The organism is Micromonospora sp. CA-263727, from assembly GCF_050942455.1.
Taxonomy (GTDB): Bacteria; Actinomycetota; Actinomycetes; order Mycobacteriales; family Micromonosporaceae; genus Micromonospora.
In genome coordinates, this window is record NZ_CP192031.1 from 2028348 (window position 1) to 2055284 (window position 26937).

Sequence of the window (26937 nt, forward strand, 5' to 3'; positions counted from 1 at the left end):
TGTCACCGCCTGAGAGGAACCCCCATGCACCGGACCCTGCATCTCAACGCGTTCCTGATGGGCGTCGGCCACCACGAGGCCGCCTGGCGGCACCCGCGTACCGACCCGCGCCGGATCGGCGACGTGCGGCACTTCGTCGAACTGGCCCGCATCGCCGAGCGGGGCAGGCTCGACTCGGTCTTCCTCGCCGACGGTCTCGCCGTCGGGCCGGGCGTCCGGCACAACATCCAGGCCGTCTTCGAGCCGCTCACCCTGCTCGCCGCCCTGGTCACCGCGACCGAGCACATCGGATTGATCGCGACCGTCTCCACCACCTACAACGAACCGTTCAACGTGGCCCGCAAGTTCGCCTCGCTGGACCACCTCAGCGGCGGGCGGGCCGGCTGGAACGTCGTCACCTCGGCGCAGTCCCGGGAGGCGTGGAACTTTAACCTCGCCGAGCATCCGGCGCACGCCGACCGGTACCAGCGCGCCGCCGAGTTCGTCGAGGTGGCCGGCAAACTCTGGGACAGCTGGGAGGACGACGCCCTGCGCCTGGACGCCGCCGCCGGCATCTTCGCCGACACCGACCGGGTGCACGAGATCGACCACAGCGGGCCGCACTTCCAGGTGCGTGGCCCGCTGAACACACCCCGCCCGCCGCAGGGCCGGCCACTGCTGGTGCAGGCCGGCTCCTCGCCGGACGGCATCGCCTTCGCCGCCCGGTACGCCGAGGCCGTCTTCACCGCCCAGCAGACCCTCACCGACGGGCAGGACTTCTACGCCCGGCTCAAACAGGCCACCGCCGCCGCCGGGCGCGACCCCGCCCTGGTCAAGGTGCTGCCCGGGATCGCACCCGTGATCGGCGGTACGGAGGCCGAGGCGCGTACGCTGGCCGACGAACTGGAGGCGCTGATCGTGCCCGAGCACGCCCTGGCCCAACTCTCCGGGATGACCGGCGTCGACCTGACCGCCCTGCCGCTGGACGGCCCGTTGCCGGAGCTGCCCGAGGTCGCCACCGTGCAGGCCCACCAGAGCCGCTACCAACTCGTCGTGGAGCTGGCCCGCCGCGAGCGACTGACGCTGCGGCAACTGCTCGGCCGGCTCGGCGGCGGCCGGGGGCACCGGGTCGTCGCGGGTACGCCGGAACAGATCGCCGACCAGATCGAACTGTGGTTCACCGAGGGCGCCGCCGACGGCTTCAACATCATGCCGCCGCTGCTGCCCAGCGGGCTGGAGGTGTTCGTCGACGAGGTGGTGCCGCTGCTGCGTGCGCGCGGGCTGTTCCGGCACGAGTACACCGGCCGCACCCTGCGCGAGCACTACGGCCTGCCCCGCCCGGCCAGCGGCTACGCGACCGGCGCGCTGGCGACGGCATGAGCACCACGCACCGGTCCCACACCGCCGGGCCCCGGCAGCAGCCGCAGAGGGCGTCCGCCCCGCCCGGAGGGCCGCTCGCGCTCGACCGGGCCGCCCAGGACCTGCTGTTCCGGGCGGCCCGGACGGCGAACGCCTTCACCGACGAGCCGGTCGGCGACGAGCAGGTCGCGGCGATCCACGACCTGGTCCGGTACGCCCCGACCGCCTACAACGGGCAGCCGCTGCGGCTGCTGCTGGTCCGCTCGCCGGGGGCCCGTGACCGGCTGCTGCCGCACCTGTCGAGCGGCAACCGGGCGAAGACGGCCCGCGCGCCGCTGGTGGTGCTGGCCGCCGCGGACCTCGACTTCCACGAGCGCCTGCCGGAGCTGTACCCGCACCGCCCGCAGGCCCGGGACTGGTTGGCCGACCCGGCGAGCCGCGCCGCGCAGGCCCGGTTCAACGCCGCACTCCAGATCGGCTTCCTGCTGGTCGGCGTCCGCGCCGCCGGGTTGGCCGCCGGGCCGATGGCCGGGTTCGACGCGGCCGGCGTGACGCGCGAGTTCTTCCCCGACGGCCGGCACGAGGCGCTGCTGGTGATCAACGTCGGCCGGCCGGGCCCGCAGGCGTGGGGAGAGCGGCTGCCGCGGCTGCGCACCGAGGAGGTGATCCGGGAGATCTGACCGGCGGGCGCCAGCCGGTCTCCACGCGGGTGGGCCTCAGCGGGCTTCCCAGGCGTCGGGCAGGGCGGTCAACCGCCGGACGTGGGCCGGCAGCCGGCCGTTGACCACGTCCGCGAGGCTCACCTCGTCGACCACCCGCCGGAGCGAGGCGCGCACCGCGACCCAGAGCCCCGGCAGGTGCTGCGCCACCCCGTCGTAGTGGGTCTCCTCCGGACGCAGACCCCGTACGCCGGCCAGCGGCCCCTCCACCGCGCGCAGCACCGCCCCGATGGTCACCTCGCGTGGCGACTGGGCCAGGGCGTAGCCGCCCTCCGCGCCGCGCTGGGCGCGGACGATGCCGGCCCGGCGCAGGTCGGCCAGGATCGCCTCAAGGAACTTGCGAGGCATGTCCTGCTCCATGGCGATGGTCTGAGTGGACAACAGCGTCGGGTGCGCGGCGGCGAGGCTCAGCGCCGCCCGTACCGCGTAGTCGCCACGCGCGGAGATCTGCACCCTGACATCATGCCCAACGGGCGCCGGTCAGGCGCGACGCACCTGCGGGGCCGGGTCGGCGGGTGTGCGGGGCCGCACGACCGGAGGCGTTGCGGGCTGCTCGCGGGCGGCCCGGAACGCGCCGGGGCTGACCCCGACCTCGCGGGCGAAGAACCGGCCGAAGTTGGTCGGCTCGGAGAAGCCGAGCTGCCAGCCGATCCGGGCGATCGGTTGGTCGGTGGCGGCCAGCAACCGGCTGGCCTGGAGCGCGACCCGCTCGTCCACCACCTGCTTGGCGCTGCGCCCGGTCACCGCCAGACAGGCCCGGGTGAGCGTACGCACCGAGCAGCCCAGCCGGTCGGCGTAGTCTTCGACCCGGCGGGTGCGCTGGTAGTCGAGCTCCACCTCGCGGCAGAGCCGGCGGAAGGTGTCCTCTTCCGGGCCGGCCGCCCGCCGCGCGTCGGACCGGAGCATGCTCAGCCGCAGCAGCAGCACGGTCAGCTGATGGCGCAGCAGGCTGCGGGCGGCCGGGACGTCCCGGTGCCGACGGGAGTCCACGGTCAACTGGCTCACCTCGTTGATGATCGCGTCCTCGTCCTCGCCGGCGAGCTGCACCCAGGTGGGGGCCTCCTCGGCGTCGACGTCCAGCCCGTGCAGCGCCTCCGGATGCCAGCGGATCACGGTGGCGTCCAGCTGGGGCGGCGCGCAGCGCAGCACCTGCCCGGGCCGTACCCGCAGCAGCGTTCCGGGTCGGCAGGGCAGCGCGCGGAAGTCCACCTCGGCGAAGCCGTGTCCGCCCGTGGCCAGCATGATCAATTCTCGGTCCAGCAGCACCGGGCGTCGCCACCCAGGGTCGGGCGCAAGATCGCAGAGCGTGATCGTGTCGATCTCCACGGAGCCGGCGGCAGCGTCGGGCAGCGCCGCGGCGAGGTGACCGGAAGGGACCATCACCTGCGACGTTAACCCGGCGACCGGCCGGTACGCATCCTCCCCGGCCTGCGCGTTCGTCGCTCAGGCGGGCGGGCCGGGTTGTCGGGAAGGGGGCCGGCGGATAGGTTACCGATTGGTAGTGATCTGGTCACCGTGGCCAGTTGAGCGGTTTGTGTCGGCGTCCCGGCATCCGGCCGGTCCGGCCGGATTGGTGGGGGGATGGGCATGAACGATCTGTTCTCGGTCGACGGCAAGACGGTCCTGGTCACCGGCGGCTCGCGGGGAATCGGGCTGATGATCGCCCGTGGCTTCGTCGCGGCCGGTGCGCACGTGATCATCTCGTCCCGCAAGGCGGACGTCTGCGCGGCCGTGGCCGAGGAGCTGTCCGCGCAGGGCAGCTGCGAGGCGATCCCCGCCGACCTCAGCCACGACGAGGGCGCGCAGCTGCTGGCCACGGCCGTCCGGGACCGGGTCGACCAGCTCGACGTGCTGGTCAACAACGCCGGCGCCACCTGGGGCGCGCCGCTGGAGAGCTACCCGGAGAGCGCGTTCGACAAGCTCTGGGCGGTCAACGTCAAGGCGGTCTTCCGGCTGACCACCGAGCTGCTGCCCAGCCTGCGCGCCGCCGCCGGTGCCGACGACCCGGCCCGGGTGATCAACATTGGCTCCATCGACGGCATCCGAGTGCCGTTCATGGAGGTTTATGCGTATTCGGCCACCAAGGCGGCGCTGCACATGCTGACCCGCAGCCTGGCCCACCAACTGGCCGGCGAGCGGATCACCGTCAACGCGATCGCGCCGGGGCCGTTCGAGAGCAAGATGATGGCGTTCGCGCTGGACGACCCGGCGTCCCGGGCGGCCATCGAGGGGCAGGTGCCGCTGGGCCGGATCGGCCGCCCCGAGGACATGGCGGGCACGGCGATCTACCTGGCGTCCCGGGCCGGCGCCTACCTGACCGGCGCGGTGATCCCGGTCGACGGGGGCGTGACCACGCACGGTTGAGCGCGTGGCGCAGGGGTGGAGGCTGTCCGCGTACCTCCGGGACAGGCCGGGGCCGCGCGGACTCGGCAGATCCGCGCGGCCCCGGCGTCGTCGTGGTCAGCGCCCGGCGAGCAGCCGGTTCACCGCCGTGTCGACGTCCAGGTGCTCGGCCTCCCGGCCGCGCGGGACGACGACGTAGGTCCGCCGCAGGAAGCGCACCAGGACGCTGCGCGGCACCTCGAAGAGGGCGTTGCCGTCCGGCGACGACAGCGCCAGGGCGACGAAGTCGCCGCGCGGCGTGGCCCAGGGCCAGACCCGCACGTCGCCGATGCCGGCCGGCTCGTCGAGCCCGGTGACCAGCAGCTCGCGGGCGAAGGACCAACTCACCGCCTCGCCACCGGCCGATTCGGCGTGGAACAGGACATGGACCGCATACGGGTCAGCAGGGTCGTAGCGGAGACTGGCACGCACCGGCAAGGCGGTGGCGTCAGGCGCGACGAGCCTTAGCGACGTCTCGACCTCAACGGTCGTCGGTCGGATGACACTCATGGACGTTCTCCCCCCGGCACCGCGTGCGGAACGCGCGTGTCCCGCTTTTCCCATACTCAGCCGCTACTCCTGGCTACGCTCCGCCATACGCTGACTTCACCCAGTGGTGGGAAGGGGGTCGGAAAGGCCACGTGAATGTGAAAATTCATCTAGGATTTCCGGTCTGCCCAGTGCGTTGATCCGGCCCGGCATCGGGTGGTTCAGTCGTCGACTTACTCCGGTAACGTCCAGTCGGCCATTACAGTGACGGGCCCGCGCAACACTGGGGGGTGAAATGGTCAAGAAGCGATCCTCAGTGGATCAAGTGGCGGCGCCGGACCCGTCGAACGTCGCGGTCCGGGCAACCGAAAAGCGGGGGTACGGGGTGCCGAAGGAGCAAACAGGCCGGCCCGGTCGGTCGGTGGTCGACCGCGGTCCGTCCGCCGACCCTCGGGCCGGCCGCAACGGACATGATCCGGCCCGGGGGAACGGCGCCGCCGGCCGAGGCGGCCAGCCGGGGCACGGCGACGACGCCGAGAAGAACGGCGGCGCCACGGAGCGTGAGGGGGATGGTGCCGCCATGCCCGACCGGCGCGACCCACCGCGCTGGCGTCGACGGATATCCACCACCCTCGCCCTGATCCGGGCCAACCCCACCGGCCGCCTCGCCCTCAAGATCGTTATCGGGGCGCTCGGCGCCCTCGTGGTCTCCATCGGCATCGTCCTCATCCCGCTGCCCGGCCCCGGCTGGCTGATCGTCATCGCCGGCCTCGGCATCTGGGCCGTCGAGTTCCACTGGGCCAAACGACTGCTCGGCTTCACCCGCCGCCACGTCCAGGGCTGGGCCAACTGGGTGAAGAGACAGTCACTCGCCGTACGCTTCGTGATCGGCTCGGTCGGCATCCTCTTCGTCGGCGCCGTGGCCTGCCTCTCGATCAAGTACGGCCTCGGCATCGACGTGATCGCCCAGGTGCTGCGTCACCTCGCCACCAACTGACCCCGGGTTCGCGGTCCGGTCGCCCGATCGGGTAGAGTCATCCGCGCTGAGGGCGATTAGCTCAGCGGGAGAGCGCTTCGTTCACACCGAAGAGGTCACTGGTTCGATCCCAGTATCGCCCACCAATGAAACAGCAGGTCAGAGGCCGGACGGGACACCCCGACCGGCCTCTTCGCTACCCGCCACCGAAGATCATGAGTCACCCGTGAGTCGCGGCCGTCGAGTCGTCGACAGCGTGGGCACGCCGACGAGGACGCCTGAGCGTGTTTGCGGTTGATAGCAACCGTGACAGCAGCTAGGCAAGACGGCAGGGGCCAGCGACAGCGGTCCGCCCGACGTCGCCCAGCGTGTGAGGGGTTATGAGGCGTCGGGCCCTTGCCGCGACCGCCTCAGCCGACCCAGGTCGACACCGTAGGCGAGCGCGGTGGCGAAGGTCAAAGCCCCGCCGGCCGTGGCTGCCAGCCAGAACCAGATACCGCGCAGGTCGAGGCCGCGGCCGTTGGCGAGGGCAGGATCGTACGGCGGCGGAAAGAGTCGTTGAAATGCGGGAGCGCCGAAGAGAATGATCGCCCCGGACGTGACGGTGCCGCCGACCACGAGGAGCCACAGGGACCGTTTGCCGAAGTCTCGCTGCCGGATCAGATTGGCGACCAGGCTCAGGCTGATCGGTCCGCCGAGGAAGAAAGCCCCACAGCCGATGAGCGTTGCTGTTCCGTACGTCACGGGCCGATGCTACGTACAGCCGGCACCCTGCACCGCCCTTCGTCGGCCGGACGAGGCAGCCGGCCGAAGTACAGCAACTGTGCCAGCCGAACCCGACCGGGACGAGCGCCACCAGGCCGAATGACCTCGCATCGAGCCTGATCCGACCGGCCTCCCGGGAGTTCAGACCGAAGAGGTCACTCGTTCGATCCCAGTATGGTCCACCGATAGTCCCTGACCTGGGGATACGCGAGCCCGTGGTGGGCAGTGCGCGAACCGCCTCGGCCAGATGTGCGGCGGGCTGGGGAATCGTGTTTTGCGGTGCGGGTCCGCGTATCGGTCGCGTGGTTCAAAGTCGGTGCGGTGGCCGTCTGCCTCCTACTCGGCCAGCTTTGATCTCGCTGCTCTCTGTCTTCACGACGGACCCGAGTCCGGACGCGACCCAGGACGTCTGGTCTCGCCCGATCCGGCGTCAGCGGTAGTCTCGCCCGAGGCTGGCAACCGGAGCACAGAGTCGGCTGCACTGGCGGCCGGCACCCGCGCTTTGTCAGCGGCATGTGCGGATGTTCGGAAGCTTGCTCAACTGATCGACAAGACTTTACGTCTGGAGTTCGGGGTTTGCTCGGCTTTGCCACCCTGAGCGCGTGAAGCCGAACCTGGAGAGGATTCCCGGGGACCGCGACTGGGTTGCCCAGGCAATCCTGGCACGGGCACCGCAGTGCGTCGGTCAGGGTTTCCTCGACTCTCTTGACCCCTCCGCCTCGCTTGCCCTCGGGCGCTACGGCGTTCGCCTCGCGACGCTCGCACTGAGGAAGAACTCCACCGACCTGGTACGCCGTTCCTTGTTGGCAACGGGACTCTCCCGGTGTCTACGACACGATGATGACCGAGACGTGCTGGTCAGTCTGGCGTTGCCATGGATAGTGGCGCAGCAGATTGGAGCATCTCCGGCCACGATGTTCGCGGCGGTCGCGGATGGTCTCCCCGACGGCCCGATCCCCAGGTTGCTGAAGGATTTCGGTGCCCGATCAGATGTTAGTTTGGCCGCATTTGGTTGGGAGGCGGTGACCTCCGCCGACGGTCCGGACTTCCGCCCACTGTCCTGACCAGACACGAAAACTGTCAATATCAGCAGCCACCCTCGTGTGAGAACCCGCCCGCTACAGCTTGCATGAGGCGCGGCTGTAGCGCACACTGCGCGGCATGACCGGACGTCCAGGCGCTGTGCGCTGAACTGCTCCTGATGAACCGGACCGCCTATCCTGATGCTGGTGAACGTCCGACAGCGCAAGAAGCTCACCGCCCGCCTGATGGCGTCGCTGTTGCGTGACGATCTTCCGGCCGTGCGGGCGCTGTTGCGCGCAGGGGCAGACCCCAACGCGGCAGACCGTGACGGCACGACGCCCCTCTATCTGGCCGCGCTGCAGAACCAGCGCGCGGCGGTGCGGATCCTTATGGACGCCGGTGCGGATCCGAACATCGAGAGCGGGCGCGGCCAGGAGGGGACACCCTTGACGGGAGCAGCAGCGTGGGGGCACGCCGATCTCGTCAGTGAACTCCTTGCACGGGACGCAGATCCGAACCTCCGCGAAGACCACGGCAGCGGGCTATCGCCCCTCGAATGGGCCGTCCGCAACGACCACGCCGAGACGGAAGCATTACTCAGAGCCGCAGGCGCCACGTGAGTGACGAGGGCGCTGCGAGCCCATACGCCTGCAGCCCTTCGGCGCTGGGCTTGTAGCCCGCTACCAACGCACGGACGGCGGCAAAGGCGCGTATCGGATCAGCAAGTCTGATGCCGGGTCCATGTCCGGCTTCAAGATCGCACTGGATACCGGATCGAGGGGCTGTTTCTGCGCTTCGATGCCACTCGATCATGGACAACGTTGTTGCGTTTAGCGTTTTGTGCGGGGGTCAAGTCCTTTTTCGAAGATTGTGATGGTGGCGTGGAAGGTGTAGGTCTGTGTGGTTGCGGGGTGTTGGCCGGCGTTGGGGCCGTATTTGCTGGTGGGGTTTTTGCGGGTGCGGGCTTTGACGCGTCGGGGACGTCCGGTGGGTAGGAGATGGGTCAGTGCGGCGTGGCCGATCGGGCCGATCAGGGTGGTGGGGGTGGTGGGTAGGACTGCGGTGGCGGTGGTGATGGTGTCGGCGGCGGTGGTGAGCAGGGTGGTGAAGCTGATCCGGTCGGTGTCGAGTCCGGGTTGGGTGTAGACGGTGTCCGCGGCGGTGCGGATGAGCGTCTGGTAGACGGTGAGTAGGGCGTAGACCTCTTGTTCGATGCCGGGGATGCTGCGGGAGCGCAGGACACGGCCGTGGAGCATGGTGGCTTTGATGGAGTAGTAGGTGGTTTCGCTCTGCCAGCGTTCGTGGTAGAGGTCGATGAGTTCGTGGGCGGGGTAGCGGGTGTGGTCGGTCAGGCTGGTGATCAGCCGCCAGGGTTCGTGGCGGACGGTGCCGTCGGCGAGGGTGACGGTGACCTGCGCTTCGATGATCCGCACGAGCATGAGGGCGGGTAGTTTGCCGTAGCCGATGCGGGTCAGGTAGGAGCCGTCGGGTAGGCGTTGGCCGATGACGGGGCGGCGGCAGGCCGTCGAGCGGACCAGGAAGTGTGCGCCGTGTTCACCGACGGCGTGCAGGAATGCCGCGTCGTCGAAGTTGGCGTCGGCCAGCAGCAGCATCGGGGAGTCCAGAGCGTCCAGCAGCTGGCGTCCGTAGACCGGTTCGCCGTCGCTGTCGGGGCCGAACGCGCAGGCGAGCAACGCGCGGGTGCCGCACTCGATCAGCACGAGCAGCCGCAGCAGCGGATAGCCGGCCTCGCGCCGGCCTACCCGTTTGCGATAGCAGCGGGTGATCTGTTCCCGCTCGGGTATGTGCAGATACGTGCCGTCAACGGCCACGGTGCGTAGGCCCCGGTAGAACACGCCAGGCTGACCAGGCAGCCCCACGACACCGGCCAACGTCTCGAACAACCGACGCAACGGCGCCGGCCCGACCCGACGGCGGGCCCGCGCAAGCGCCGACACGCTCGGCCGGACAAGCCCCAACCCGGCCAGAGCAGCGGTCAACTTCCCCCACGTCGCCCGATACGAACAATCCTCGAACACCGCGAGCGCGAGCACGAAATACACCACCACCCGAGACGGCAACAGCCGCACCCGCTTCTCCCGCACCCCCGTCTCCTGCACCACCGCGTCCACCAGGTCGAAATCGATGACCTGCGTCAACTCACCCAGATGCCCCGGCGCGTACACACCCCCGGCCACCTCCACCAACCTGGTGATGACAGACTTCTCCATGACGGGACTCCCGATGATCGCCTTGCTCGACACAAGTTGATCTACCAGGAGTCCCGTTCCCGCTACCCGGCAGGGGTTGACCCACCGACCACACCGCTAACGCAACAACGTTGCGATCATGGATCGAGCGTGATCTTGCGCGGGCTGAGGCATGCGCTCTCATCGGCTACTTGTTTCATTGACCTGCGACCGTGGCCATGAGCGCGCGGCTTTCTGTTCTTCCGGAGGGCTGGGCACCTGCGCGCACTGTGATCTCGTCTGCAGGGCGGCCACCTGGTGATGGTGGATCGAGGTGGCTGCCCCCAGTCGTGACGACTGGGCGGATCAGACCTGCGCTTACGTATTGCTGTAACCGTTACGGTCGGTCCCTGAGCTGCGGGGATGTGGTTCGGATTCTGCCAGTATGGTCCACCGATGGCCTTGACCTGGGCAAACGCGAATCGGTGAGGGCCTGCCAGAGCAGCACGATGTCCAGCCATCGCGCCTCGGCCTGGGTCAGTGGCTGCACAGGCTGGTAGCCGGCGAGGAACTGGGTGTGGACCTCGACCGGTACCGCCGCCAGTTCGCCGCCTCCGAGATGACTGGCACGGCTGAGGGCGGGTGGCGAAAGACACGATGCTCGCGGCGCACAGTCACACCCTTGCTTACGCACGAGGCGGCCAGTTACCTCTGGATTGCGGCGGCATCCGAAAGTCAAGATCGCTTGTGTCGTCGGCGCACAGCCTGTCGGGGCCACGGCCGCGCCGCCCGGCGGCCGACCTGCACATCGCCCATTCTAGAGCGACCGGCACGAGGGCTGGCGGGGCTACGGCGTGCCCTGGCAGTTCGGTTGGCGGCGTCGTCGTCGGCCATGCAACACCGGCATGGCCTCCTGCTTCGCCTTGCCATCCTCGACCAGGACCCGCCTCGCCTCCACCGCCCTGTTGCCGGCCGCTCTTACTTGCATCCCCGCGGACTTTTGCCACCGACGCTAGGGCACCGCCACCGCCGCGTCGTTGCCCGGCATCCGGGTCACACTGGGCAGCAGCGGCACTGCCTTTGTTGAGCGGCTGTTCGTCTCGCTGGCCGGGCACATCGCGGTGAGCAGGAAGGTATGCCAGGCGATGTCGATCGGGTGCGGATCGGGCAGGCCGACCTGGTAGTGGCTGATGTTGATCCCGGACGATACCTGGCGAGCACCGTTCCGACTGTGCATCGAGAATGTCAGGTGACCGATCACCGCGCCGTCGTGGCCCCAGAACACGCCGCACGGGGTGGGCAGCGAGTAGATGCCGAGACCGTAGCCGCCGGCCTGGGGCATCTCCGGCAGCATCGGCACTGCGTTGAGCATCTCGTCGAGGGTGGCCGGGCTGAGCAGGTCGCCGCTGAGCAGCGCCCGGAAGAACGTGTTCAGGTCCGCCGTGGTGGCAATCATCTCGCCCGCCGTCCACGCCCAACTCATGTTGAACTCGCTGAGGTCGCGAATCCCGAACGGGGCGAAGTAGGCGCCACTGTGCGGGCTGCGGATCGTCGGATCGTTGCCGGGGAAGGACGTCCCGGTGAGCCTCAGTGGCCGCAGGATGCGCCGCTGCACCTCGGTTGCCGCACCGTTGCCGGTGACCGCTTCGATCAACAGTCCGGCCAGCACGTAGTTGGTGTTCGAGTAGTTGAACCTGGCGCCGGGGACGTTGGTCGGCGGCATGGCCAGGCCCATGGCGGCCAGGTCCGCCGGAGCGTACGTGGTGACCTGCATCTGGTTGATCGACGCGTACGAGTCGATCATCGTGTTGGTGTAGTTGCCGATACCGCTGGTGTGGTTCAGCAGCATCCGGATGGTGACCTGGGAGCCGAGTTCACCCGGCACGATGTCGGGCAGCCACTGCCCGATCGGGTCGTCGAGACCCAGCCGGTCCTCGTCGACGAGTTGCAGCACGGTGGTGGCGACGAACGTTTTGGTGATGCTGCCGATGCGGTGTCGCATCTGTGGCTGCATCGGTCGGGGCCTGGTCAGAAACGCCTGGCCGGCAGCGTCGCGCCAGTCATGCCGGCCGTCGCGCACGGCGGCCAGCACGCCTGGGACGCCGGCTTCGGGCACCGCGGCGAGCGCGGCGCGCAACTCGGCGCGAGGTAGCCCGCCGGCGGCAGGACCGTCGGAGGACGGTCCGCGGGCTGGCCCGGCCGACGGGCCGGGCTGCGCGGCGGCGGATCCGGGTACGACAGCGATCGAGACCACCAGTGCCGCGCTGGTCGTGACGATCTTCAGTGTCCGAAGAAGACTAGACATACTTACATGCTTGGTGTGTCCCAGGCTGAACTCATCCTGCTCAGGCGCGAGATTCGACTCCCACTGCGGAGGGAGGCGGAGTCAACATCAGTGGCTGCCACCGAAGGAAATGCCGCCGTGGATGTCGTGCGCCTGCACCATCGAGCCGCTGATGTCGCCGGAGACGGTGTTCGTGACGTGGTCTGGACTGGCCGCGATGATGGCCTGTATGTGCGTGAGTCGAGTCCGGAACTGATTGTCGAAGGTCGGGTCCCGTCGGGCTTCACGTTCGAGCAGTACGGCGAGGCGTCGGGCGGTGTCCGGGTCGGGTTTGCTCAGGGCGGCTTCGACCGTCTCCTGGGAGGATCGGTCGTGGCGGAACCGGTGCCGGAGAATCTTGGTCAGGTCGACGACGGCCGATCGGGCGCTCTCGGCAAGATTGGTGGTGGCCCAGGCGACCAGTGTGGTCGCCGCGGTCAGCATGAACGGGTCGTCCATCCGCACTCCCTGGTCGCCGCACTGTCCGATGCAGCTGTACTGCACCGTCATTCAACACCCTAAATGTTACTGCTAGTGTTCGACCCCGCACGCCTTCGGGGAGGTTGTCGTGAACACACGTCGCTGGGAAGCAGATCCGTCTGCCCAACTCCGCCGCCGTTGGGGCAAGTCGTCACATGAGCTGGGCAACACGTCCCTAATTCGACCATGATCGCGGCGAAGGTGGACATTCCTGATGCGTGAACTCCTCGGCGGAGATCCGGGCGAATTGTTGGACCTCGACGACTACTGGGTTGACTTCGACCAGCGGTTCTGGAAGACCGGCCCGCCTGGTTTCTGGAAGCTCGAACGGCAACAGTCGTTCAAGGAGCCCTCCGACGAGGGCTGGCAGGCGTTCGCTCAGGGCCGATCGGAGGAGTCGTTGAGGGTTCTCGACGCCCGGCGTCCCGAATTCGAGGACTATTACCGGCGCATCGCCGACAGCGGGTTCGCCACTCGTCGGGTGCGGGTGGTCCAGGAACCGCTGACGCCGTATCTGCAATGGGAGCGCACGTGTTGCGGCTCCGCCATGAGTACGGCGGCCTGACCCGGGTCATCGACACCGCCCGGGTCGCCGGCGCGGAGGTCGGCGGTCCGCTGCCGGAGATCTACACCCTCGGCACGGATGTGATGTACGAAGCGGTCTACGACGCCGACGGCGTGCTGGAGGCGGCCCGACGGTGGCGCAGCCCAGCGGTGGTGGCGCGGTGATCCGGTCCCCGCCGGGTGGTGCACCACCGCGCCGACCTGGACGTCTCCCGACGGTGATCAGGCCGGGTGTCTCGGAACGAACCGCACCCGCGATGAACTCTGGGGCAACCTGCTGATCGAGGAACGGCGCCTCACCGAGTACGCCTGAAACGATCACTCAAAGTGAACGCAGAGAAATACCGACCTGCGGTTCGACCTCACCGCCGGTCCGTGTCGCTTCCGGACGCCCCCGTACGAGAGGTGAATGATGTGCTTGGTCGGTGGCATAGTCGGCAGGGCCGACCTGGGTTGAGGGGAGGGGTAGTGCCTCGCCATCCGGATACCTTGATCAGTCCGAACACCGCGCTCAGGGCTGCTCGGCAGCGGCTGCGGTCACCGAGGCGTCCTGGTCAGTGCATGTCCCGCGCGGAGTTGGCCGATGCGGTCAACGTGGCGCTTGACGCCGTGTACCCGGGTCGCGACGTCAGCGCTCACTACGTCGATTTCCGTTGGGTGGGGAAGCTGGAACGCGGCCGTGCGCCACGAGGCGCCTGGTTGTATCCCCGGCGCAGCCGGGAGGAACTCGGAGGGAGGTTCCTGGGTCCGATGGCTTACCTGGATCCGAAAGGTGAAGGGGACCGCAGCATGCCAGGAAATCAGCGGCCGGGTCCAGACGTTGGGGACGGTGCGTTGAGGGACCCGCACGATATGGCGAAGGCTGGATGGCCTGAATCCCAATCTCCAGAAGAGGAAAGTTCCCCTCCGCCGGAAAGACGTCTGAAACCGGTGCCAGCCCTGCGGCCAAGTTCGCCTCAGTACGCCGCAACCTTCGGGGCCATGGAGCGATGTCCAGTGAGGGCATTCAAGGAGATGAGTGGGACGCCTACGTCGTGCTCGTACGTATGACCAGGACGAACGTGGGATCGCCTACGGGACGCGAGTCCTATGGCGACGGAGGCCCAGTAGTAGTCGCCGGAGTTACGCCCGGCCGAGGAGGACGGGAAAGCCGTCCGCAGGGCGAAGTGGGCCAGGTGATCGGGTGTCTTGATGCCGGGAGGTATGCGTAATGCAGAACGCCGAAACGGTGCTGGATGTCCTGCGTGAGCGCGGTAGGCGTGGCCTGCCGCTGGAGCAACTGTATCGGCAGATGTTCAACCCGCAGTTGTATCTGTTGGCTTACGGCCGCGTCTACGCCAACAAGGGTGCGATGACGGCCGGGGTCACACAGGAAACCGTGGACGGCATGTCGCTGGGCAAGATCGACCGGATCATCGAGGCGATGCGCTTCGAGCGGTACCGGTTCCGCCCGGTGCGGCGGGTGCCTATCCCGAAGAAGTCGGGGAAGGGCAAGACGCGCCCGCTTGGCCTGCCGACGTGGTCGGACAAGCTGGTCGGTGAGGTCGTGCGCCTGCTGTTGGAGGCGTATTACGACGTCCAGTTCTCCGACCGCTCCCACGGGTTCCGCCCACGGCGCGGCTGTCACACCGCTTTGCGGGAGATCGCCAACACCTGGAGCGGAACAACCTGGTTCATCGAGGGAGACGTCTCCGACTGTTTCGGGTCGCTCGACCACACGGTCATGATCGACACGCTGGCGGAGAAGATCCACGACAACCGGTTCCTGCGGCTGGTGCGCGCCATGCTCACCGCCGGGTACCTGCAGGACTGGGTCTGGCATGAGACGCTGTCGGGCGCCCCGCAAGGCGGCGTCGCTTCGCCGATCTTGTCGAACATCTACCTGCACCGCCTCGATCAGTTCGTGGAGACGGTGCTGATCCCGCAATACACCCGAGGGAAACGCCGGGAACGTAACCCGGCCTACCGTCAGGTGGAGTACGCGCTCGTGACGGCCCGCCGGCGGGGTGACCGCGCACACGCGCGTGATCTTTACCGGCGGTTGCACAGCCTGCCCAGCCAGGACCCTCGGGACCCCGGCTACCGCAGGCTGAAGTATTGCCGTTACGCGGACGACACCTTGCTCGGGTTCGTCGGACCGAAGGCCGAAGCCGAGGAGATCAAACAGCGTCTGGCGGCGTTCCTGCGAGACGAGCTCAAGCTCACCCTCTCGCAGGACAAGACGCTAATCACCCATGCCCGTAGCCAGCGGGCCAGGTTCCTCGGCTACGAGATCCGCGTCGCTGCCAGCGACCGCAGGACCCGACGACCGTCGGCAACCGATCGGCGTAACCGCCGGTCGGTCAACGGTGTCGTCGCCCTGCACGTGCCCAGAGACGTGATCACCGCCAAAAGTGCCCACTACATGGCCCGCGGCACACCCGCCTGCCGCTGCCCACTCGTCAACGAGGGTGACTTCACCATCGTGGCGAAGTACGGGGCCGAGTACCGGGGCATCGTCCAGTACTACCTGCTGGCCGGTGACGTCATGCGGCTACACCGGCTGCGCTGGGTCATGGAGACATCCATGCTCAAGACCCTGGCCCGTAAGCACAAATCGACGGTGTCGAGAATGGCCGCCAGACACAAGGCCAAGACCGTCACACCGTACGGGCCGCGCACGTGCTTCGAGGCCCGCCTCGACCGCGACAGCAGGAGTTCACTGGTCGCACGGTTCGGCGGGATCCCGCTCAAACGACAGAAGACGGCGACCCTCGTCGACCGTCAGCCGACCCGGCCGATCTACGCCCACAAGGAACTCATCCAGAGACTCCGTAAGGGCAGATGCGAGCTATGCCAACAATCGGAAAACATCCAAGTGCACCATATCCGAGGGTTGGCTGATCTCACACCGGCCGGACCGGCACAGCCCGCATGGGAAAAGATCATGACAAACAAGCGCCGCAAGACCCTCGTGGTCTGCGACCACTGCCATGACCTCATCCATGCAACGCCAACCGAACTCACGCCATGATCACTGGAGAGCCGGGTACTCGGAAACGGGTCCGCCCGGTTCGGAGGGAGGCCGCACGGAAAAGGACCTGCTCGATGAGCAGGCACCTCGCCGGGCGGCCCACCCTACAACATCGCTGGCCCAGCGCCGAACGGCGAGCAGCTCTGCGGCGCGTCCTGGGTGCCGCCACTGACAGCGGTATCGGCCTTTACAGCCCTCGACGTACCGGCGCGCCTACACCTGTTGACCACAACCGCGAAGCTCTGGACGGTTCACGGTCCGACCTGCTTCCGATTGGCGACCTGTTCGATCAGGAAATGCCCACAATCGGGCGGCGAATCGGCCGTTCCGCCATCAGTGAATTGGCTGCCCGAGTCCACCGACTCCGGCTCGCCGACGATGTACTTGCCGGCGGCGATCTAGTCGGGCCGGCGTATCGCGAACTACGGGCAGCCGCGAAACTGTACCGGGAGTCATCCCACACTGAGTCCGTCGGGCGCGGGTTGCTGGTCCAGTTCGGAGAACTGGCGCAAATCGCTGGCTGGATCGCCTCCGACGCAGGACTCAGCGAGTTGGCCGAGCGGACGTACCAACTAGGCGCATCGGCAGCCCGACAGGCTGGCGATCGGTCGCTGGCCGCAAACCTGATCGGGTCGCTGGCCTACCAGCACTCGAATACAGGACGCGAAAGGGAGGCGGTTCATCTGGCCCAAGCCGCTGTTGACGAAGCTGGTCTGGAGGCGCCTGCCGAGACCCGAGCGCTGTTCCTGGACCGCCTGGCCTGGACTTACGCACGCGCCAACGAACCGCAGTCCGCACTACGATCGCTCGGAGAAGCACACGACGCACTCCTTGCCGGCGACGGTGAAGCACCACAGTGGGCATACTGGGTTAATCAGGACGAACTTAACGTCATGGATGCCCGAGTGCTGACCGAGATCCATCGGCCGCGCGAGGCACTGCCCCTACTGTCGAAGGCCCTAGACGGATACGACGCGACCCATGCCCGTGAGGTAGCGCTCTATCTGTCGTGGCTGGTAGCCGCCTACGTCGATGCCGACGAGCCAGAGGCGGCGGCACACGCCGCATCGCGCATGCTTGATCTCGCAAGGGGTCTGCCAAGCGCGCGAGCCACCGAACGGGTGCATCTTGTCATGACGAAGATGGCTCCCTTCCGCAAAATTCCCAGTGTCTATGCCCTACTGACCGAACGCCGGGAGCCGGGCTCACCTGCGGAGTAGATGACTGGGTCACCCGAAGGCCGCGGCGCAGGTGGTCGCGTTGTCAGACGAAGTGCTGCCACTGTTGCGTGGGCAGGCCACCGCTGCCACGTGCGGTCTGCTTGCCGGGCAAGCACCGGCACTCTCCCTTGCCGGACGGCACTCGGAAGCGGTGGAAACGGTGGAGCAGCTGGCCGAGCAGGCGGAACGACTACCGGCAAACGTGATCAACAATGTCTACGCGAAACTCGCGAGCTGAAGATGGTCGCCGCCGCCGTGCCACTGCTCGCCTCCGGGCCAGGCGTCGCGCAGGAATTCGCTATCCGCCTGCGATCCATCAAGAACCGCGATGACTCCACGCGCTGGACGCCGTTCGCGGAACTCAAGCGGTGGTGTGAGTGACTTCCGCGCACGCCCGACTTACCGACGTCCGATCCCACGAGCCCCTTATCCCAGAGTGTGCGGGCTGGACTCATGCCCCTCGAAACGATCTGACGGCGGTTTAGCCCGGCTTCGTGAGATCGTCGGTTCGCAGTTCTAGAAGCCTGTCCAGCCAGCCGGAGCCGATCCGTCGCGCAATGTGCTCAGCCGATGCGTCAACTGTCGTCGTCGCTGGGCATCAGTGCCCGCCGACTGCGCCAGCCACAAGGTCATCCGCAGCATGCGGATCTGCCGAAGGACCGGCCACGCGGAGCCGAGGCGGACGTCGTAGCCGTAGGTCTCCGCGAACGTCGCGTACTCGTGCTCAGTGAACCACCCGCACTCGTAGTAGAGAGCGCTGAGAGTCAGATCCCACTCCGGCGGCCCGACACACACGGTCTCCAGATCCACGAAGGCCCGCCGACCGTCGACCGTGACGAGAAGGTTCTCCATGTGCGCGTCGCCGTGCAGCACGGTCTCCCCGAGCGCGAACGTCGTCTGCTCCCACTGCGCCGCGAGACGATCGCGACGCTCCCGCAGAAACGCCCGATCCCCGGCACCCAGAGCGGCACCCCTGTCCAACTGCTCACCGAACCTCGCGAACGGTGACAGGCGAGGCAGCAGCCCCACCGGCCGGGGAACACCGTGTAGTAGACGCAGACTCTCAGCAAGCGTCACCAGGTCAGCCGCGCGACCATCCGGCAGATACCCCCAAAACGAGACCACGTAAGGACCAACCACGACCGGGGCCGGCCTGACCGGCCGTGTCGCCGGCACCTCCTGCGAGGCGAGCCACGCAGCGACCTCAAGCTCGCGCCGCACGTGGTGAATAGCCTCAGGGCCACGAACCACTCGCGCCAGCACCCCAGCATTGGGCAACAGGACGACGCCATTCTCACCGACGCGGACGACCGCCGGGTCCGCAGCCGGCACACCTACCTGTGCAGCAGCCAAGGCCGCCGCCCGGATCGCCTCATCCGTCTGCACGCCACCATCCTCCTCCAGCATCACGTCCGTGGTGCGCTTGGCTGCCCAACCTCCCCTGGTCGTCCGGCGAGGTGTGTGTCGGAAGGAGGGTCCCTCATCGGTGGTACAAACCGTCGCCTCCGCGACACCACCTTTGATTGACAATCATCACGCCGTGGTGACATCCCGGTGACAACATGAACCGGATGGACCTGCTCCCGATTGCCAGCAACACCGACATCGCCACTCGCGCACCCCAGATGGCGGTCCTGCTGCCCCTTGGCAGCTTCGAGGCAACACGGCCCGTGCGGAGCATCGTGCTCAACACAGTCGGCCTGTGCAGCGCACTCGCCCTGGCCAACGAGCCGGATCGGGCCAGCACCGTTGGCGGCTCAGTGATCCATCACGGCCAGCGCTTGACCTCACGGCGACTCCGGGACCGCATTCGCAACCTGAGCAGAGACATCCCCAGAGATGCCCGACACAGCGGTCTTGCCGACCTCCGACACACCGCGATCCGCGTCTTCTCCGCCGCATGACCCGCAGCGGCACTGACGGCCAGAACCTGGACGGCTTGCGCGGCAGTGACCCGGCCGAGCGACACTCGAAAGGCAGGCCGACGCGCCTCGCTGTTCCTGGCACCAACCACTTGAGTATGCGGCCACATTCCTGGCTTCAGCCCAGTTCTCTCGCTGCATGATAGGCTACTTCCGCTGCAACAAGATTCGCGACAGCATCGCCCTCGACTCGGCCTCCTTCTACCCTGAAGCTGGCGAGTCCCCAACGATCCTCATTTGCGACTTTGAAGTTAAGCACGCGGATGTCGTCGGATTCGTCGCCAGAGAACTTCGGCTCAGATACCCGGGCGCCTTGCTCTATTTTGCAGTATTCGGCGCGATGACCAAAGGTTCGGACCTACAGGTGACGAGCTTCGACGATCTAATCGGCGCACAGATCATGCGGGCAGCCGACTTTTCGGCTGTATTTATAGCCGCAACAATGAACCCACCGGGCATAGAGCCACCCCTTGAATTACGTTGATCCCCAACGGGAGGTGCCATGAGAAGCGCAGCCGACCTGCCAGAGCTGGCCAAGCGCACGGCGGAAGTAGTCGAAACCCTCATCCTTGAGATCCGCCCAAAGCTAATGAATGCCGCCTTTTCCGGAAATTCCGGCGAGAGCGAGAACGCACGGCACTCGGACAACTTCCTGTCCGTTCACGACATGTGGATGCATGACAGATATCGCGAACTGATTAGCGAATATATCGATTCGTTCGTATACGCCTCCGAAGAGGCGGATCCACAGGTCATCGGCAACGAGAGCGACCCGGACCTGTGCGTTCTTGTCGATCCACTCGACACCAGCGAGTTGGCCGTACGGGGACTTCTTGGATACACACACGTGATGATCTACTCGCGGACACTGGCGCGGCCAATCGTATCCGTAGTCGGTGACATCTATCATCATGTCCGGCTATACGTCGCCGCTCGTCACGCCGACGGCGAGGACCACGCTTACGCACATACCACCGACGGAGACTGCTACAGACTGGGCCAGCGAGTGACGAGGGGTTTGTCGGAATCCCTTCTAACGAACTTCCTCATGCGCCCTGGCGAGCGCCTTCTTCCGTTGAGTCGGCAGAACCGGCTGATCGGTGCCTTGGACCGCCCGGATGCGGGTGGCAGGCGACGAGGACGGATCGGGGTTGATTTTGGCTCGGTGAGTCTTTGCCACGTCGCGGCAGGATTCACCGAGGGCGTACTGGAATTTGCCAAAGGATTCGCGATATGGGATCTTGCGCCTGGGCACTACATCCTGCACTCGGCTGGCGGAATCGCTCTCGATCTTACGGGGGATCCCATCTCCCTCGACTACAATCTGAATTCGTTGTCCGATATTTCAGGAGCGATGGATCGAAGGCAAAAGTTCGTCGCCGCCGGCACTCTCGGATTGGCTCAGGAAATCTTGAGTCACCTTGACCTGCCCGAATGAACCGAACGGCCAATCGCAGAGGCACACAGACAGCGAGTGCCGGAGAGCCGTCGTCGTCACTATTTCCAGCGACATCACCGCCTCGCACCGGGTTTCATGGAGACATCAAAACCCCGGGGCTTGACAGGTCCGCAGCTATGCTGAATCTTGCCATGCGTATGCAACGAATCGGCTTGGTCGCAGCAGCCAGCTTCCTGGCGGCGACAGCAGGGTGCGCCGGATCCGAAGCCAATGATCTTGGACAACCGGCGGGGCCGACACCCGCCCAAACCCGGGAACTTTTGACGACGCCCTCCACGACTCTCGGTGACACACCGCGAGAACTGCTGATCCGGGACGCCGAACGCACCTATCCCACCAACTCGTACTCAGGCATGAGCATCGATGGAGCGGCGCTGGTGGTCCACCGCGTGCCAGTGCCACGAGTGGACGAACTCGACACCGGTCTGCGCCTTCGACACCCGGAACTCCAGTTGGCCTTCGCCGACGCGCAACATCCACGCACCGTGCTCAACGAGGTGTCGGACAGCATCAAGAAGGACATCCCGTACTGGCAAACCGAAGGAGTGGCCGTCGCGGCAGTGGCACCCCGCGCCGACGGGTCCGGCGTCATGGTCATGGTCGACCAAGCGACCGCGGACCTGGTCGCTGCCATGCGGGAACGATACGAGTTCCCGAACGTCGAGCTGACTCAAGGCGGGATCGCCCCCGCCTGACGCCCCTTGGAGCGTTCCTTGGCGTACCGCTGCACGTCGTCGACAAGCTGAGCGTCATGCTCAGGAAGAACAGCGAGTTGCCTTCCTGCCCTCGGTCGCCGATGTCCCGCTGGATGGTGAGCGCCTGCTCCAGCAGCGGTACGGCTTCGGACAGGTCACCGAGTTCGTACCGGGTCTCGGCGAGATTGCTGAGCAGCAGCGCCCGCAACCGCCGGTCGTTGCGGCGGCGGAAGATGTCGACGCTCTCGCCGAATCGGGCCAGGGCATCGTCGAGACGACGGTGCCGCAGCGCCAGCAGACCCAGTGCGTTGATCGACACGGCTGTGCCATGCTCGTCGCCGATCTCCCGCCGAATTGCCAGCGCAGCCCCGTGGTGCTCGGCCGCCTCGGCCAGTTCACCACACGCGCCCGTGATGCACCTGCGCAAGCTCAACGGCGGAGACCTGTTCCGCACCTACTCCGACAGCTTCGACAGGGTGCTCCACGCATCGAAAGCGCAGCCAGGCGGTGTAGTGGCACCCTAGCCTCGGCCCTTCGTTAAGGGGTGTCCAAGGACTGGGCCGGAATCGCAGAAGTGCCTTCTGATCAGGGAAAATAGGGCTTGTCGAGAGTCCTGTTAACCCGTCACGGAAGGCACTTGCTGGGTGAAGGCTACCGCAACGCGTCCGAAGATCACGGTGACCGGGGGCGGGCGGGGCGTGGTCGGTCACGCCGGTGCCCGGCTGCTCGCCGATCTCGCCGACGTTACCGGCCTGAGCAGCGCGTTCGAGCAGGCCCTGGCCAGTCTGCGGCGACGCCAAGGCGGTCATGACCCGGGACGGATCGCGGTCGATATGGCGGTGATGCTCGCCAACGGCGGTGTGGCCATCGCCGATCTTGCGGTACTGCGTGACCAGCCCGGCCTGTTCGGGTCGGTCGCGTCCGACCCGACCGCGTGGCGGCTGTTGTCGCAACTCGACGCCACGATGCTGGCCGAAGTGCGGTCCGCCCGGGCGCAAGCGCGTGAGATCGCCTGGGCCCAGTACGCCGACACCTACGGTGACCTGCCGCAGCCGATGGTGGCCGGCCAGCAGGTAGAAGGCCTGGTCCTGGACATCGACGCGACCATCGTGATCTGCCATTCCGAGAAGGAGTCGGCGACCCGTACCTGGAAGAAGACGTTCGGCTTCCACCCGTTGCTGTGTTTCCTGGACAACACCGGCGAAGCCCTCGCCGGGCTGCTGCGGGAAGGCCGGGCCGGATCCAACACCACCGCCGACCACATCACCGTGCTCGACCAGGCCCTCGCGCAGATCCCCGACGCGGTCCGGCACGGGACCCCGATCCTGCTCCGCTCCGATTCAGCCGGGTCCAGCCACGGGTTCCTCGCCCACATCCGCGGCTTACGCGAGCAGCATTTGGACATCCGATTCAGTGTCGGCGCTGCGATCACCGAACCAGTGCGTGAGGCGATCCGGGCGGCAACCGGCTGGGTCCCCGCCGTTGACACCGATGGTGAACTGCGCGAGCACGCCGAGGTCTGCGAGATCACCGGCCTGTTCGATCCGGCCGGCTGGCCGGAGGGCACCCGGTTCCTGGTCCGCCGGGAACGCCCGCACCCCGGCGCTCAACTGTCGCTGTTCGACACCGTCGAAGGTTGGCGGCATCAGATCGTGGCCACCGACACGCCCGCCGGCAACGGCAGCATCCAGTTCCTGGAGGCCCGGCACCGGGCACACGCCCGCGTCGAAGACAGCATCCGCTGCGGCAAGAACACCGGCTTCGGCCGGTTCCCGTCCCGGCACTTCGCGATCAACCAGGCCTGGCTTCAACTCGCCCTGACCGGCATCGACCTGCTCGCCTGGACCCGGAACCTCCTCCTGGACGGCGACCTCGCGGCCGCCGAGCCGAAGAAACTGCGCTACCGGCTGCTGCACGTCGCCGCCCGGACCACCCGCACCGCCCGGCGGACCCGCCTGGCGATCGCCGCCAACTGGCCCTGGACCGACGCGCTGACCAGCGCATTCAGAAGACTCGCCTCGCTGCCCCAGCCCACCGGCTGACCTCGCCGCTCACGCCCCGACCAGCAACACGGAGGAACCCGGCCCCGCGTCGGGTTTTCGACATGCCCTCAAACCGGTGGCAAACATGCAAACCGGATTCATTGAACGGCAGCTATGAGGCAACGCTCAAGTGAAAGACCGAGGCTAGGCACATGACAAGGACCGAGCACTACCACGACCCGAACGCGCCGAAGGCCAACAGCATCGTCGTGGCCGTCTCCGTCTTCGTCAGAGACGAGCACGGCGGGGTGTTGCTCATCCAGCGCACCGACAACGGCCTGTGGTCCCTACCCGGCGGTGGCCAGGAGATCGGCGAGTCGGTCGCAGAGACAGCGGTCCGGGAGACCCTTGAGGAGACCGGCATCACGGTCGAGGTGACCGGCATCGTCGGCATCTACTCCGACCCTCGCCACGTTGTCGCCTACTCAGACGGCGAGGTCCGGCAACAGTTCTCGCTCTGCTTCCGTGCCGTATCCGTCAGCGGCACCCCGACCCCGAGCGACGAGTCACGCGACGTCCGGTGGGTGGCCCGCGACGAGCTGGCCGTGTACGACATCCACCCGTCGACCCTGCTCCGCATCACCCACGGCTACGAGGAACGCCCGCAGCCCTACATCGGCTGAGCCTTTTCCAAGCTGATCTTGCAGCTCGGCGGGTGTGGCGGACCCGGTGATCGATGAGCGCGAGGCTCCAGGTAGGACAGCAAATCGACCAAAACCCGATGCCCCGACCGGGAGCCCCGCCATGCTGTCCTACCCCGCCACGATCCCGTTGTCCAACCGGACCCTGAACCACCTCGCCGACCGCATCCGCGCCCACCGAAAGCAGCGCCGATCCCGCTGGCGGCGACTGAACCCAGGCCGGCAGGCCCTACTCGCCCTGGCCCACCTACGCAACGGCGACACCTACACCCGCCTCGCCGCCGGCTTCGAGATCGGCGTGGCGACTGCCTGGCGCTACGTCCAGGAAGTGATCGCCCTGCTCAGCGCAGCCACCGAAGACCTCGACACCGCCATGCAACGCATCCGGCTGCTGGCCTACACGATCCTGGACGGCACCCTGATCCCGATCGACCGCGTCGCCGACCAGAAGCCGTACTACTCCGGCAAGCACAAGCGTCACGGCGTGAACGTGCAAGTCACCGCCGATGCAGCCGGTCGACTCGTGTGGGCCTCACCAACCCTGCCGGGTTCGACCCACGATCTGACCGCTACCCGCGATCACGGCATCATCGATGCCCTGACCAGCGCAGATGTGATGACCTTCGCGGACAAGGGGTATCAGGAAGCGCGCGGTAGCGTGCGAACACCGTTCAAGCGGCGCCGCTTCCGGCCGAAGCTGTCACGCCGGCAGAAGGCCGTGAACCGGGCGCACGCGAAGATCCGTGCTCGCGGTGAACGCGCGATCGCCACACTCAAGACCTGGAAGATCCTGACCAAGCTGCGCTGCTGCCCACACCGCGCGACCGCGATCGTGCAGGCCATCCTCGTCCTGCACCACGTCGAAGCCAACCGCTACGCAGGATGAAAACGGCTCAATGGACAGCGGATACCCATGAAGTCTGGCCGTGACCCGGCCGCCGCCGTCGACCTCAAACCGGCCTACCAGCTCATCGCTACCACGACCGACCATCTGGAGGCCAAGCTCGCCGCCCGGATGCGCCGCGAACACGTCATCCAGGCGGTGGTGGTCACGAACAACCCGCCCTGCGACTACACCCCCTACGGCTGCGAGAAAATCCTTCCCCGGTTGCTGCCAGCCGGCGCGCAGTTGGACGTCTACGTACGCGACGATGACGGGCAGGTACGCCACTGGCGTACCTACACCGGCAACGGAAAGGCGATCGCATGAAGGTGACCTGGACCTACGACCGGGGCGACCACCGCGACAACCACGAAGCCGACCTGACCGACCCCGCCGCGCTGGAGGCCCTCCTTCGCGAGATTCACCAGGCCGGCGAGCCCGTCGTCGTCACCATTTTCAGTGACGTCACCGATGACCCCGACGATCTGCCACCCGGCATCCAGATCGGGCTCGGCCATACCATCCACGCCTTCGCCGTCCACATCGCCGACGGCGGCGGCTACCTCGGCGACCCCACCGTGCAGCCTCTGGACGAGGGACTCCACTTCGACCTTGGTGGAGTGCCCACCGAATACGCTGTCGAGCAGCTTCGGCTGCGACCGGACACGGCCATACAGGTAGCGGGCACCTTTCTAAAGACTGGCGGCAAACCACCGCACGTACCCGCTGTCAGTGAATAGCCGCGTGGCGTGATGCCGGGGCGGTGCGGTTCCGGAGCCCTGCTGCTCGGACAAGCCGCCCGACCGCCCCGCCCCAGCCACACCCCGGGACTGCGAGCCCTTGCTGCCAGAGCAGGAGTACAGGACTCATGAGCACAGCCAACCCAGCCCTTCTGCTCATCGTGTGCGCGGCACCACCGGCCACCGCCGTGACCGAGTTGGCCGAACGACTCCTACACGACGGCTGGGACGTGTACCCCGTGCTGACGCATTCCACCAGCGGAGCCGCCTCCCGTTCGCCGGATACCGGCCCCATCGGCTACGTCATGGAGGGCACCGTCCGGCTGCTGACCCGCGTACCGCAGCGGTTTACCATCCCTGCCCCGAGCCGGAACGCACCCGTACGCGTGGGCCTGTGCACCGTCAGCCTCGACGACGACCCCACCCTTCTCGACGCCATCGGTGCCCACTGCGACGGACTCGTCGTCGCCGGATTCGGAGTCGGTCATGTACCCAAGCCCCCTCGTCGACACCCTCACCCACCTGGCCGCGCGGATCCCCGTGGTCCTCGCCTCCCGAACCCCGGCCGGGCCAACGCTGACCCACACCTGCGGCTTCCCCGGCTCCGAGCGCGACCTCCTCACCCGAGGACTCATCCCCGCCGGCTGGTTGCACCCCTGCAAGGCACGTATCCTGCTCCACGCTCTCCTCAGCACCGACAGCAGGCGGAAGGACATCGCCCCCGCGATCGCCGTCGCCGGCAACCTCGACGGACCTGACTCATGGCCATGGCACACACCGCCACCGCGCACACCAGTCACCTGCTGGACGCCAGCGTCCAGTTCCTCACCGAAATGCTCATCATCGAGATCGAATCACCGGCCATGCGCCGGCTACCGAACACCGGCCTGTACGACGTACCGCAACTACACCTCGGCTAACTACTGCGTTCAACCGCAACATCAACCTGCTTGCTGAGGCCGTGGCCCGCCTCTCGCCGCAGCCAGGACGGCCCGGGGCCGGCTCGCCGGCCAGGTCGTCCCTCGCCGACAAGCCGGCGGCGCACGTGGCGCGTCGGTCCTCTTGCTCTGGCCG

General features: G+C 67.2%; 27 protein-coding genes, 1 tRNA gene and 3 pseudogenes. 22 read left to right on the forward strand and 9 right to left on the reverse strand.

Translation table 11 applies throughout. The features are described from left to right. Positions 1–24: 24 nt before the first annotated feature. Both ACQPYA_RS09265 and ACQPYA_RS09270 read left to right on the forward strand, forming a co-directional pair. Positions 25–1359, forward strand: coding sequence for an LLM class flavin-dependent oxidoreductase (locus tag ACQPYA_RS09265; protein WP_433532202.1), 1335 nt, complete (start codon positions 25–27; stop codon positions 1357–1359). Beyond that, positions 1356–2018, forward strand: coding sequence for a malonic semialdehyde reductase (locus ACQPYA_RS09270; protein WP_433532203.1), 663 nt, complete (start codon positions 1356–1358; stop codon positions 2016–2018). The genes ACQPYA_RS09265 and ACQPYA_RS09270 overlap by 4 nt, the downstream gene beginning before the upstream one ends. Positions 2019–2054: 36 nt before the next feature. On the opposite strand, the gene ACQPYA_RS09275 is transcribed toward ACQPYA_RS09270, so the two are convergent. Together ACQPYA_RS09275 and ACQPYA_RS09280 are read right to left on the reverse strand one after the other, a co-directional pair. Beyond that, positions 2055–2510: an RrF2 family transcriptional regulator gene (locus ACQPYA_RS09275; protein ID WP_433532204.1), complete on the reverse strand. Its 456-nt coding sequence runs from the start codon at positions 2508–2510 to the stop codon at positions 2055–2057. A 27-nt stretch (positions 2511–2537) separates the two neighbouring features. Beyond that, on the reverse strand, positions 2538–3437 hold the full coding sequence (locus ACQPYA_RS09280; RefSeq protein ID WP_433532205.1) for a helix-turn-helix domain-containing protein: 900 nt from the start codon (positions 3435–3437) through the stop codon (positions 2538–2540). Between the two features lie 207 nt (positions 3438–3644). Here ACQPYA_RS09280 and ACQPYA_RS09285 point away from each other — a divergent pair, with 207 nt between their 5' ends. Beyond that, the gene (locus tag ACQPYA_RS09285) at positions 3645–4421 is read left to right on the forward strand and encodes an SDR family oxidoreductase (protein WP_433532206.1); all 777 of its coding nucleotides are present in this window, start codon (positions 3645–3647) and stop codon (positions 4419–4421) included. A 96-nt stretch (positions 4422–4517) separates the two neighbouring features. Here ACQPYA_RS09285 and ACQPYA_RS09290 read toward each other — a convergent pair whose 3' ends face one another. Then, positions 4518–4949: an SsgA family sporulation/cell division regulator gene (locus ACQPYA_RS09290; RefSeq protein WP_007457244.1), complete on the reverse strand. Its 432-nt coding sequence runs from the start codon at positions 4947–4949 to the stop codon at positions 4518–4520. 295 nt (positions 4950–5244) lie between these two features. On the opposite strand from ACQPYA_RS09290, the gene ACQPYA_RS09295 reads away from it, so the two are divergent. Further along, positions 5245–5925 (forward strand): TIGR02611 family protein, encoded by a 681-nt coding sequence (locus ACQPYA_RS09295; RefSeq protein ID WP_433532207.1) that lies wholly within the window; start codon positions 5245–5247, stop codon positions 5923–5925. Positions 5926–5975: 50 nt separating this feature from the next. Further along, positions 5976–6050 (forward strand) — tRNA-Val (locus ACQPYA_RS09300). A 232-nt stretch (positions 6051–6282) separates the two neighbouring features. Here ACQPYA_RS09300 and ACQPYA_RS09305 read toward each other — a convergent pair. Beyond that, positions 6283–6648 carry a hypothetical protein gene (locus ACQPYA_RS09305; RefSeq protein ID WP_433532208.1) on the reverse strand — a complete coding sequence of 122 codons (366 nt, stop codon included), beginning with the start codon at positions 6646–6648 and terminating at the stop codon, positions 6283–6285. Positions 6649–7271: 623 nt separating this feature from the next. Here ACQPYA_RS09305 and ACQPYA_RS09310 point away from each other — a divergent pair. Together ACQPYA_RS09310 and ACQPYA_RS09315 are read left to right on the forward strand one after the other, a co-directional pair. Continuing rightward, positions 7272–7733, forward strand: a complete 462-nt coding sequence (locus ACQPYA_RS09310) for a hypothetical protein (protein ID WP_433532209.1) — start codon at positions 7272–7274, stop codon at positions 7731–7733. Positions 7734–7898: 165 nt separating this feature from the next. Then, entirely contained in the window at positions 7899–8312 is a 414-nt protein-coding gene (locus ACQPYA_RS09315) for an ankyrin repeat domain-containing protein (protein ID WP_433532210.1), read from the forward strand. 210 nt (positions 8313–8522) lie between these two features. On the opposite strand, the gene ACQPYA_RS09320 is transcribed toward ACQPYA_RS09315, so the two are convergent. From ACQPYA_RS09320 to ACQPYA_RS09330, 3 genes are all read right to left on the reverse strand, one after another. Further along, the gene (locus ACQPYA_RS09320) at positions 8523–9923 is read right to left on the reverse strand and encodes an IS4 family transposase (protein ID WP_433528160.1); all 1401 of its coding nucleotides are present in this window, start codon (positions 9921–9923) and stop codon (positions 8523–8525) included. 970 nt (positions 9924–10893) lie between these two features. Then, a complete protein-coding gene (locus tag ACQPYA_RS09325; protein ID WP_433533444.1) occupies positions 10894–12018 on the reverse strand; it encodes a serine hydrolase domain-containing protein in 1125 nt (374 codons plus the stop codon). Between the two features lie 255 nt (positions 12019–12273). Then, complete coding sequence (locus ACQPYA_RS09330) at positions 12274–12714, reverse strand: hypothetical protein (RefSeq protein WP_433532211.1); 441 nt, start codon at positions 12712–12714, stop codon at positions 12274–12276. Positions 12715–12898: 184 nt separating this feature from the next. On the opposite strand from ACQPYA_RS09330, the pseudogene ACQPYA_RS09335 reads away from it, so the two are divergent. The 4 genes and pseudogenes from ACQPYA_RS09335 to ACQPYA_RS09350 all read left to right on the forward strand — a co-directional run bounded on the left by ACQPYA_RS09335 (position 12899) and on the right by ACQPYA_RS09350 (position 17719). After that, a pseudogene (locus tag ACQPYA_RS09335) lies at positions 12899–13413 on the forward strand (DUF6879 family protein). 1045 nt (positions 13414–14458) lie between these two features. After that, a complete protein-coding gene (locus ACQPYA_RS09340) occupies positions 14459–16261 on the forward strand; it encodes a reverse transcriptase domain-containing protein (protein WP_433528270.1) in 1803 nt (600 codons plus the stop codon). 74 nt (positions 16262–16335) lie between these two features. Further along, complete coding sequence (locus tag ACQPYA_RS09345) at positions 16336–17481, forward strand: transcriptional regulator (protein WP_433532212.1); 1146 nt, start codon at positions 16336–16338, stop codon at positions 17479–17481. Between the two features lie 40 nt (positions 17482–17521). After that, positions 17522–17719 carry a hypothetical protein gene (locus tag ACQPYA_RS09350; RefSeq protein ID WP_433532213.1) on the forward strand — a complete coding sequence of 66 codons (198 nt, stop codon included), beginning with the start codon at positions 17522–17524 and terminating at the stop codon, positions 17717–17719. 278 nt (positions 17720–17997) lie between these two features. Here the strand turns inward: ACQPYA_RS09350 and ACQPYA_RS09355 are convergent, their stop codons facing one another. Beyond that, on the reverse strand, positions 17998–18888 hold the full coding sequence (locus ACQPYA_RS09355; protein ID WP_433532214.1) for a phosphotransferase family protein: 891 nt from the start codon (positions 18886–18888) through the stop codon (positions 17998–18000). 164 nt (positions 18889–19052) lie between these two features. Here ACQPYA_RS09355 and ACQPYA_RS09360 point away from each other — a divergent pair, with 164 nt between their 5' ends. The 4 genes from ACQPYA_RS09360 to ACQPYA_RS09375 all read left to right on the forward strand — a co-directional run bounded on the left by ACQPYA_RS09360 (position 19053) and on the right by ACQPYA_RS09375 (position 21557). Further along, on the forward strand, positions 19053–19385 hold the full coding sequence (locus tag ACQPYA_RS09360; protein WP_433532215.1) for a hypothetical protein: 333 nt from the start codon (positions 19053–19055) through the stop codon (positions 19383–19385). 157 nt (positions 19386–19542) lie between these two features. After that, positions 19543–19887 carry a hypothetical protein gene (locus ACQPYA_RS09365; RefSeq protein ID WP_433532216.1) on the forward strand — a complete coding sequence of 115 codons (345 nt, stop codon included), beginning with the start codon at positions 19543–19545 and terminating at the stop codon, positions 19885–19887. Between the two features lie 18 nt (positions 19888–19905). After that, positions 19906–20841, forward strand: coding sequence for an inositol monophosphatase family protein (locus ACQPYA_RS09370; protein ID WP_433532217.1), 936 nt, complete (start codon positions 19906–19908; stop codon positions 20839–20841). Positions 20842–20978: 137 nt separating this feature from the next. After that, on the forward strand, positions 20979–21557 hold the full coding sequence (locus ACQPYA_RS09375; protein WP_433532218.1) for a hypothetical protein: 579 nt from the start codon (positions 20979–20981) through the stop codon (positions 21555–21557). Here the strand turns inward: ACQPYA_RS09375 and ACQPYA_RS09380 are convergent. Beyond that, complete coding sequence (locus ACQPYA_RS09380; protein ID WP_433532219.1) at positions 21457–22011, reverse strand: tetratricopeptide repeat protein; 555 nt, start codon at positions 22009–22011, stop codon at positions 21457–21459. The genes ACQPYA_RS09375 and ACQPYA_RS09380 overlap by 101 nt on opposite strands. A gap of 190 nt (positions 22012–22201) precedes the next feature. Between ACQPYA_RS09380 and ACQPYA_RS09385 the strand changes: the two genes are divergently transcribed. The 7 genes and pseudogenes from ACQPYA_RS09385 to ACQPYA_RS09415 form a co-directional block, all read left to right on the forward strand. Beyond that, positions 22202–23599 (forward strand): IS1380 family transposase, encoded by a 1398-nt coding sequence (locus ACQPYA_RS09385; protein WP_433528891.1) that lies wholly within the window; start codon positions 22202–22204, stop codon positions 23597–23599. A 152-nt stretch (positions 23600–23751) separates the two neighbouring features. Then, positions 23752–24222, forward strand: a complete 471-nt coding sequence (locus tag ACQPYA_RS09390) for an NUDIX domain-containing protein (protein ID WP_433532220.1) — start codon at positions 23752–23754, stop codon at positions 24220–24222. A 121-nt stretch (positions 24223–24343) separates the two neighbouring features. Then, positions 24344–25126 carry a transposase family protein gene (locus tag ACQPYA_RS09395; RefSeq protein WP_433532221.1) on the forward strand — a complete coding sequence of 261 codons (783 nt, stop codon included), beginning with the start codon at positions 24344–24346 and terminating at the stop codon, positions 25124–25126. A 27-nt stretch (positions 25127–25153) separates the two neighbouring features. Beyond that, positions 25154–25450: a DddA-like double-stranded DNA deaminase toxin gene (locus ACQPYA_RS09400; protein WP_433532222.1), complete on the forward strand. Its 297-nt coding sequence runs from the start codon at positions 25154–25156 to the stop codon at positions 25448–25450. Next, on the forward strand, positions 25447–25863 hold the full coding sequence (locus ACQPYA_RS09405) for an Imm1 family immunity protein (protein WP_433532223.1): 417 nt from the start codon (positions 25447–25449) through the stop codon (positions 25861–25863). Before ACQPYA_RS09400 ends, ACQPYA_RS09405 begins: the two co-directional genes overlap by 4 nt. A 486-nt stretch (positions 25864–26349) precedes the next feature. Beyond that, positions 26350–26520 (forward strand): annotated as a pseudogene (locus ACQPYA_RS09410) (asparaginase); the annotation flags it as partial. A 116-nt stretch (positions 26521–26636) separates the two neighbouring features. After that, positions 26637–26783, forward strand: a pseudogene (locus ACQPYA_RS09415) (DUF296 domain-containing protein); the annotation flags it as partial. Positions 26784–26937 lie beyond the last annotated feature (154 nt).

Excerpts from the sequence above, each read along its gene's own strand:
- ACQPYA_RS09360 (WP_433532215.1), top strand. The coding sequence starts at position 19,053 with ATGGACCTGCTCCCGATTGCCAGCAACACCGACATCGCCACTCGCGCA.
- ACQPYA_RS09320 (WP_433528160.1), bottom strand. The coding sequence starts at position 9,923 with ATGGAGAAGTCTGTCATCACCAGGTTGGTGGAGGTGGCCGGGGGTGTG.
- ACQPYA_RS09280 (WP_433532205.1), bottom strand. The coding sequence starts at position 3,437 with ATGGTCCCTTCCGGTCACCTCGCCGCGGCGCTGCCCGACGCTGCCGCC.
- ACQPYA_RS09375 (WP_433532218.1), top strand. The coding sequence starts at position 20,979 with ATGCTGAATCTTGCCATGCGTATGCAACGAATCGGCTTGGTCGCAGCA.
- ACQPYA_RS09365 (WP_433532216.1), top strand. The coding sequence starts at position 19,543 with ATGATAGGCTACTTCCGCTGCAACAAGATTCGCGACAGCATCGCCCTC.
- ACQPYA_RS09390 (WP_433532220.1), top strand. The coding sequence starts at position 23,752 with ATGACAAGGACCGAGCACTACCACGACCCGAACGCGCCGAAGGCCAAC.
- ACQPYA_RS09405 (WP_433532223.1), top strand. The coding sequence starts at position 25,447 with ATGAAGGTGACCTGGACCTACGACCGGGGCGACCACCGCGACAACCAC.
- ACQPYA_RS09345 (WP_433532212.1), top strand. The coding sequence starts at position 16,336 with ATGAGCAGGCACCTCGCCGGGCGGCCCACCCTACAACATCGCTGGCCC.
- ACQPYA_RS09265 (WP_433532202.1), top strand. The coding sequence starts at position 25 with ATGCACCGGACCCTGCATCTCAACGCGTTCCTGATGGGCGTCGGCCAC.
- ACQPYA_RS09330 (WP_433532211.1), bottom strand. The coding sequence starts at position 12,714 with ATGACGGTGCAGTACAGCTGCATCGGACAGTGCGGCGACCAGGGAGTG.
- ACQPYA_RS09355 (WP_433532214.1), bottom strand. The coding sequence starts at position 18,888 with ATGCTGGAGGAGGATGGTGGCGTGCAGACGGATGAGGCGATCCGGGCG.
- ACQPYA_RS09395 (WP_433532221.1), top strand. The coding sequence starts at position 24,344 with ATGCTGTCCTACCCCGCCACGATCCCGTTGTCCAACCGGACCCTGAAC.
- ACQPYA_RS09290 (WP_007457244.1), bottom strand. The coding sequence starts at position 4,949 with ATGAGTGTCATCCGACCGACGACCGTTGAGGTCGAGACGTCGCTAAGG.
- ACQPYA_RS09370 (WP_433532217.1), top strand. The coding sequence starts at position 19,906 with ATGAGAAGCGCAGCCGACCTGCCAGAGCTGGCCAAGCGCACGGCGGAA.
- ACQPYA_RS09400 (WP_433532222.1), top strand. The coding sequence starts at position 25,154 with ATGAAGTCTGGCCGTGACCCGGCCGCCGCCGTCGACCTCAAACCGGCC.
- ACQPYA_RS09270 (WP_433532203.1), top strand. The coding sequence starts at position 1,356 with ATGAGCACCACGCACCGGTCCCACACCGCCGGGCCCCGGCAGCAGCCG.
- ACQPYA_RS09285 (WP_433532206.1), top strand. The coding sequence starts at position 3,645 with ATGAACGATCTGTTCTCGGTCGACGGCAAGACGGTCCTGGTCACCGGC.
- ACQPYA_RS09340 (WP_433528270.1), top strand. The coding sequence starts at position 14,459 with ATGCAGAACGCCGAAACGGTGCTGGATGTCCTGCGTGAGCGCGGTAGG.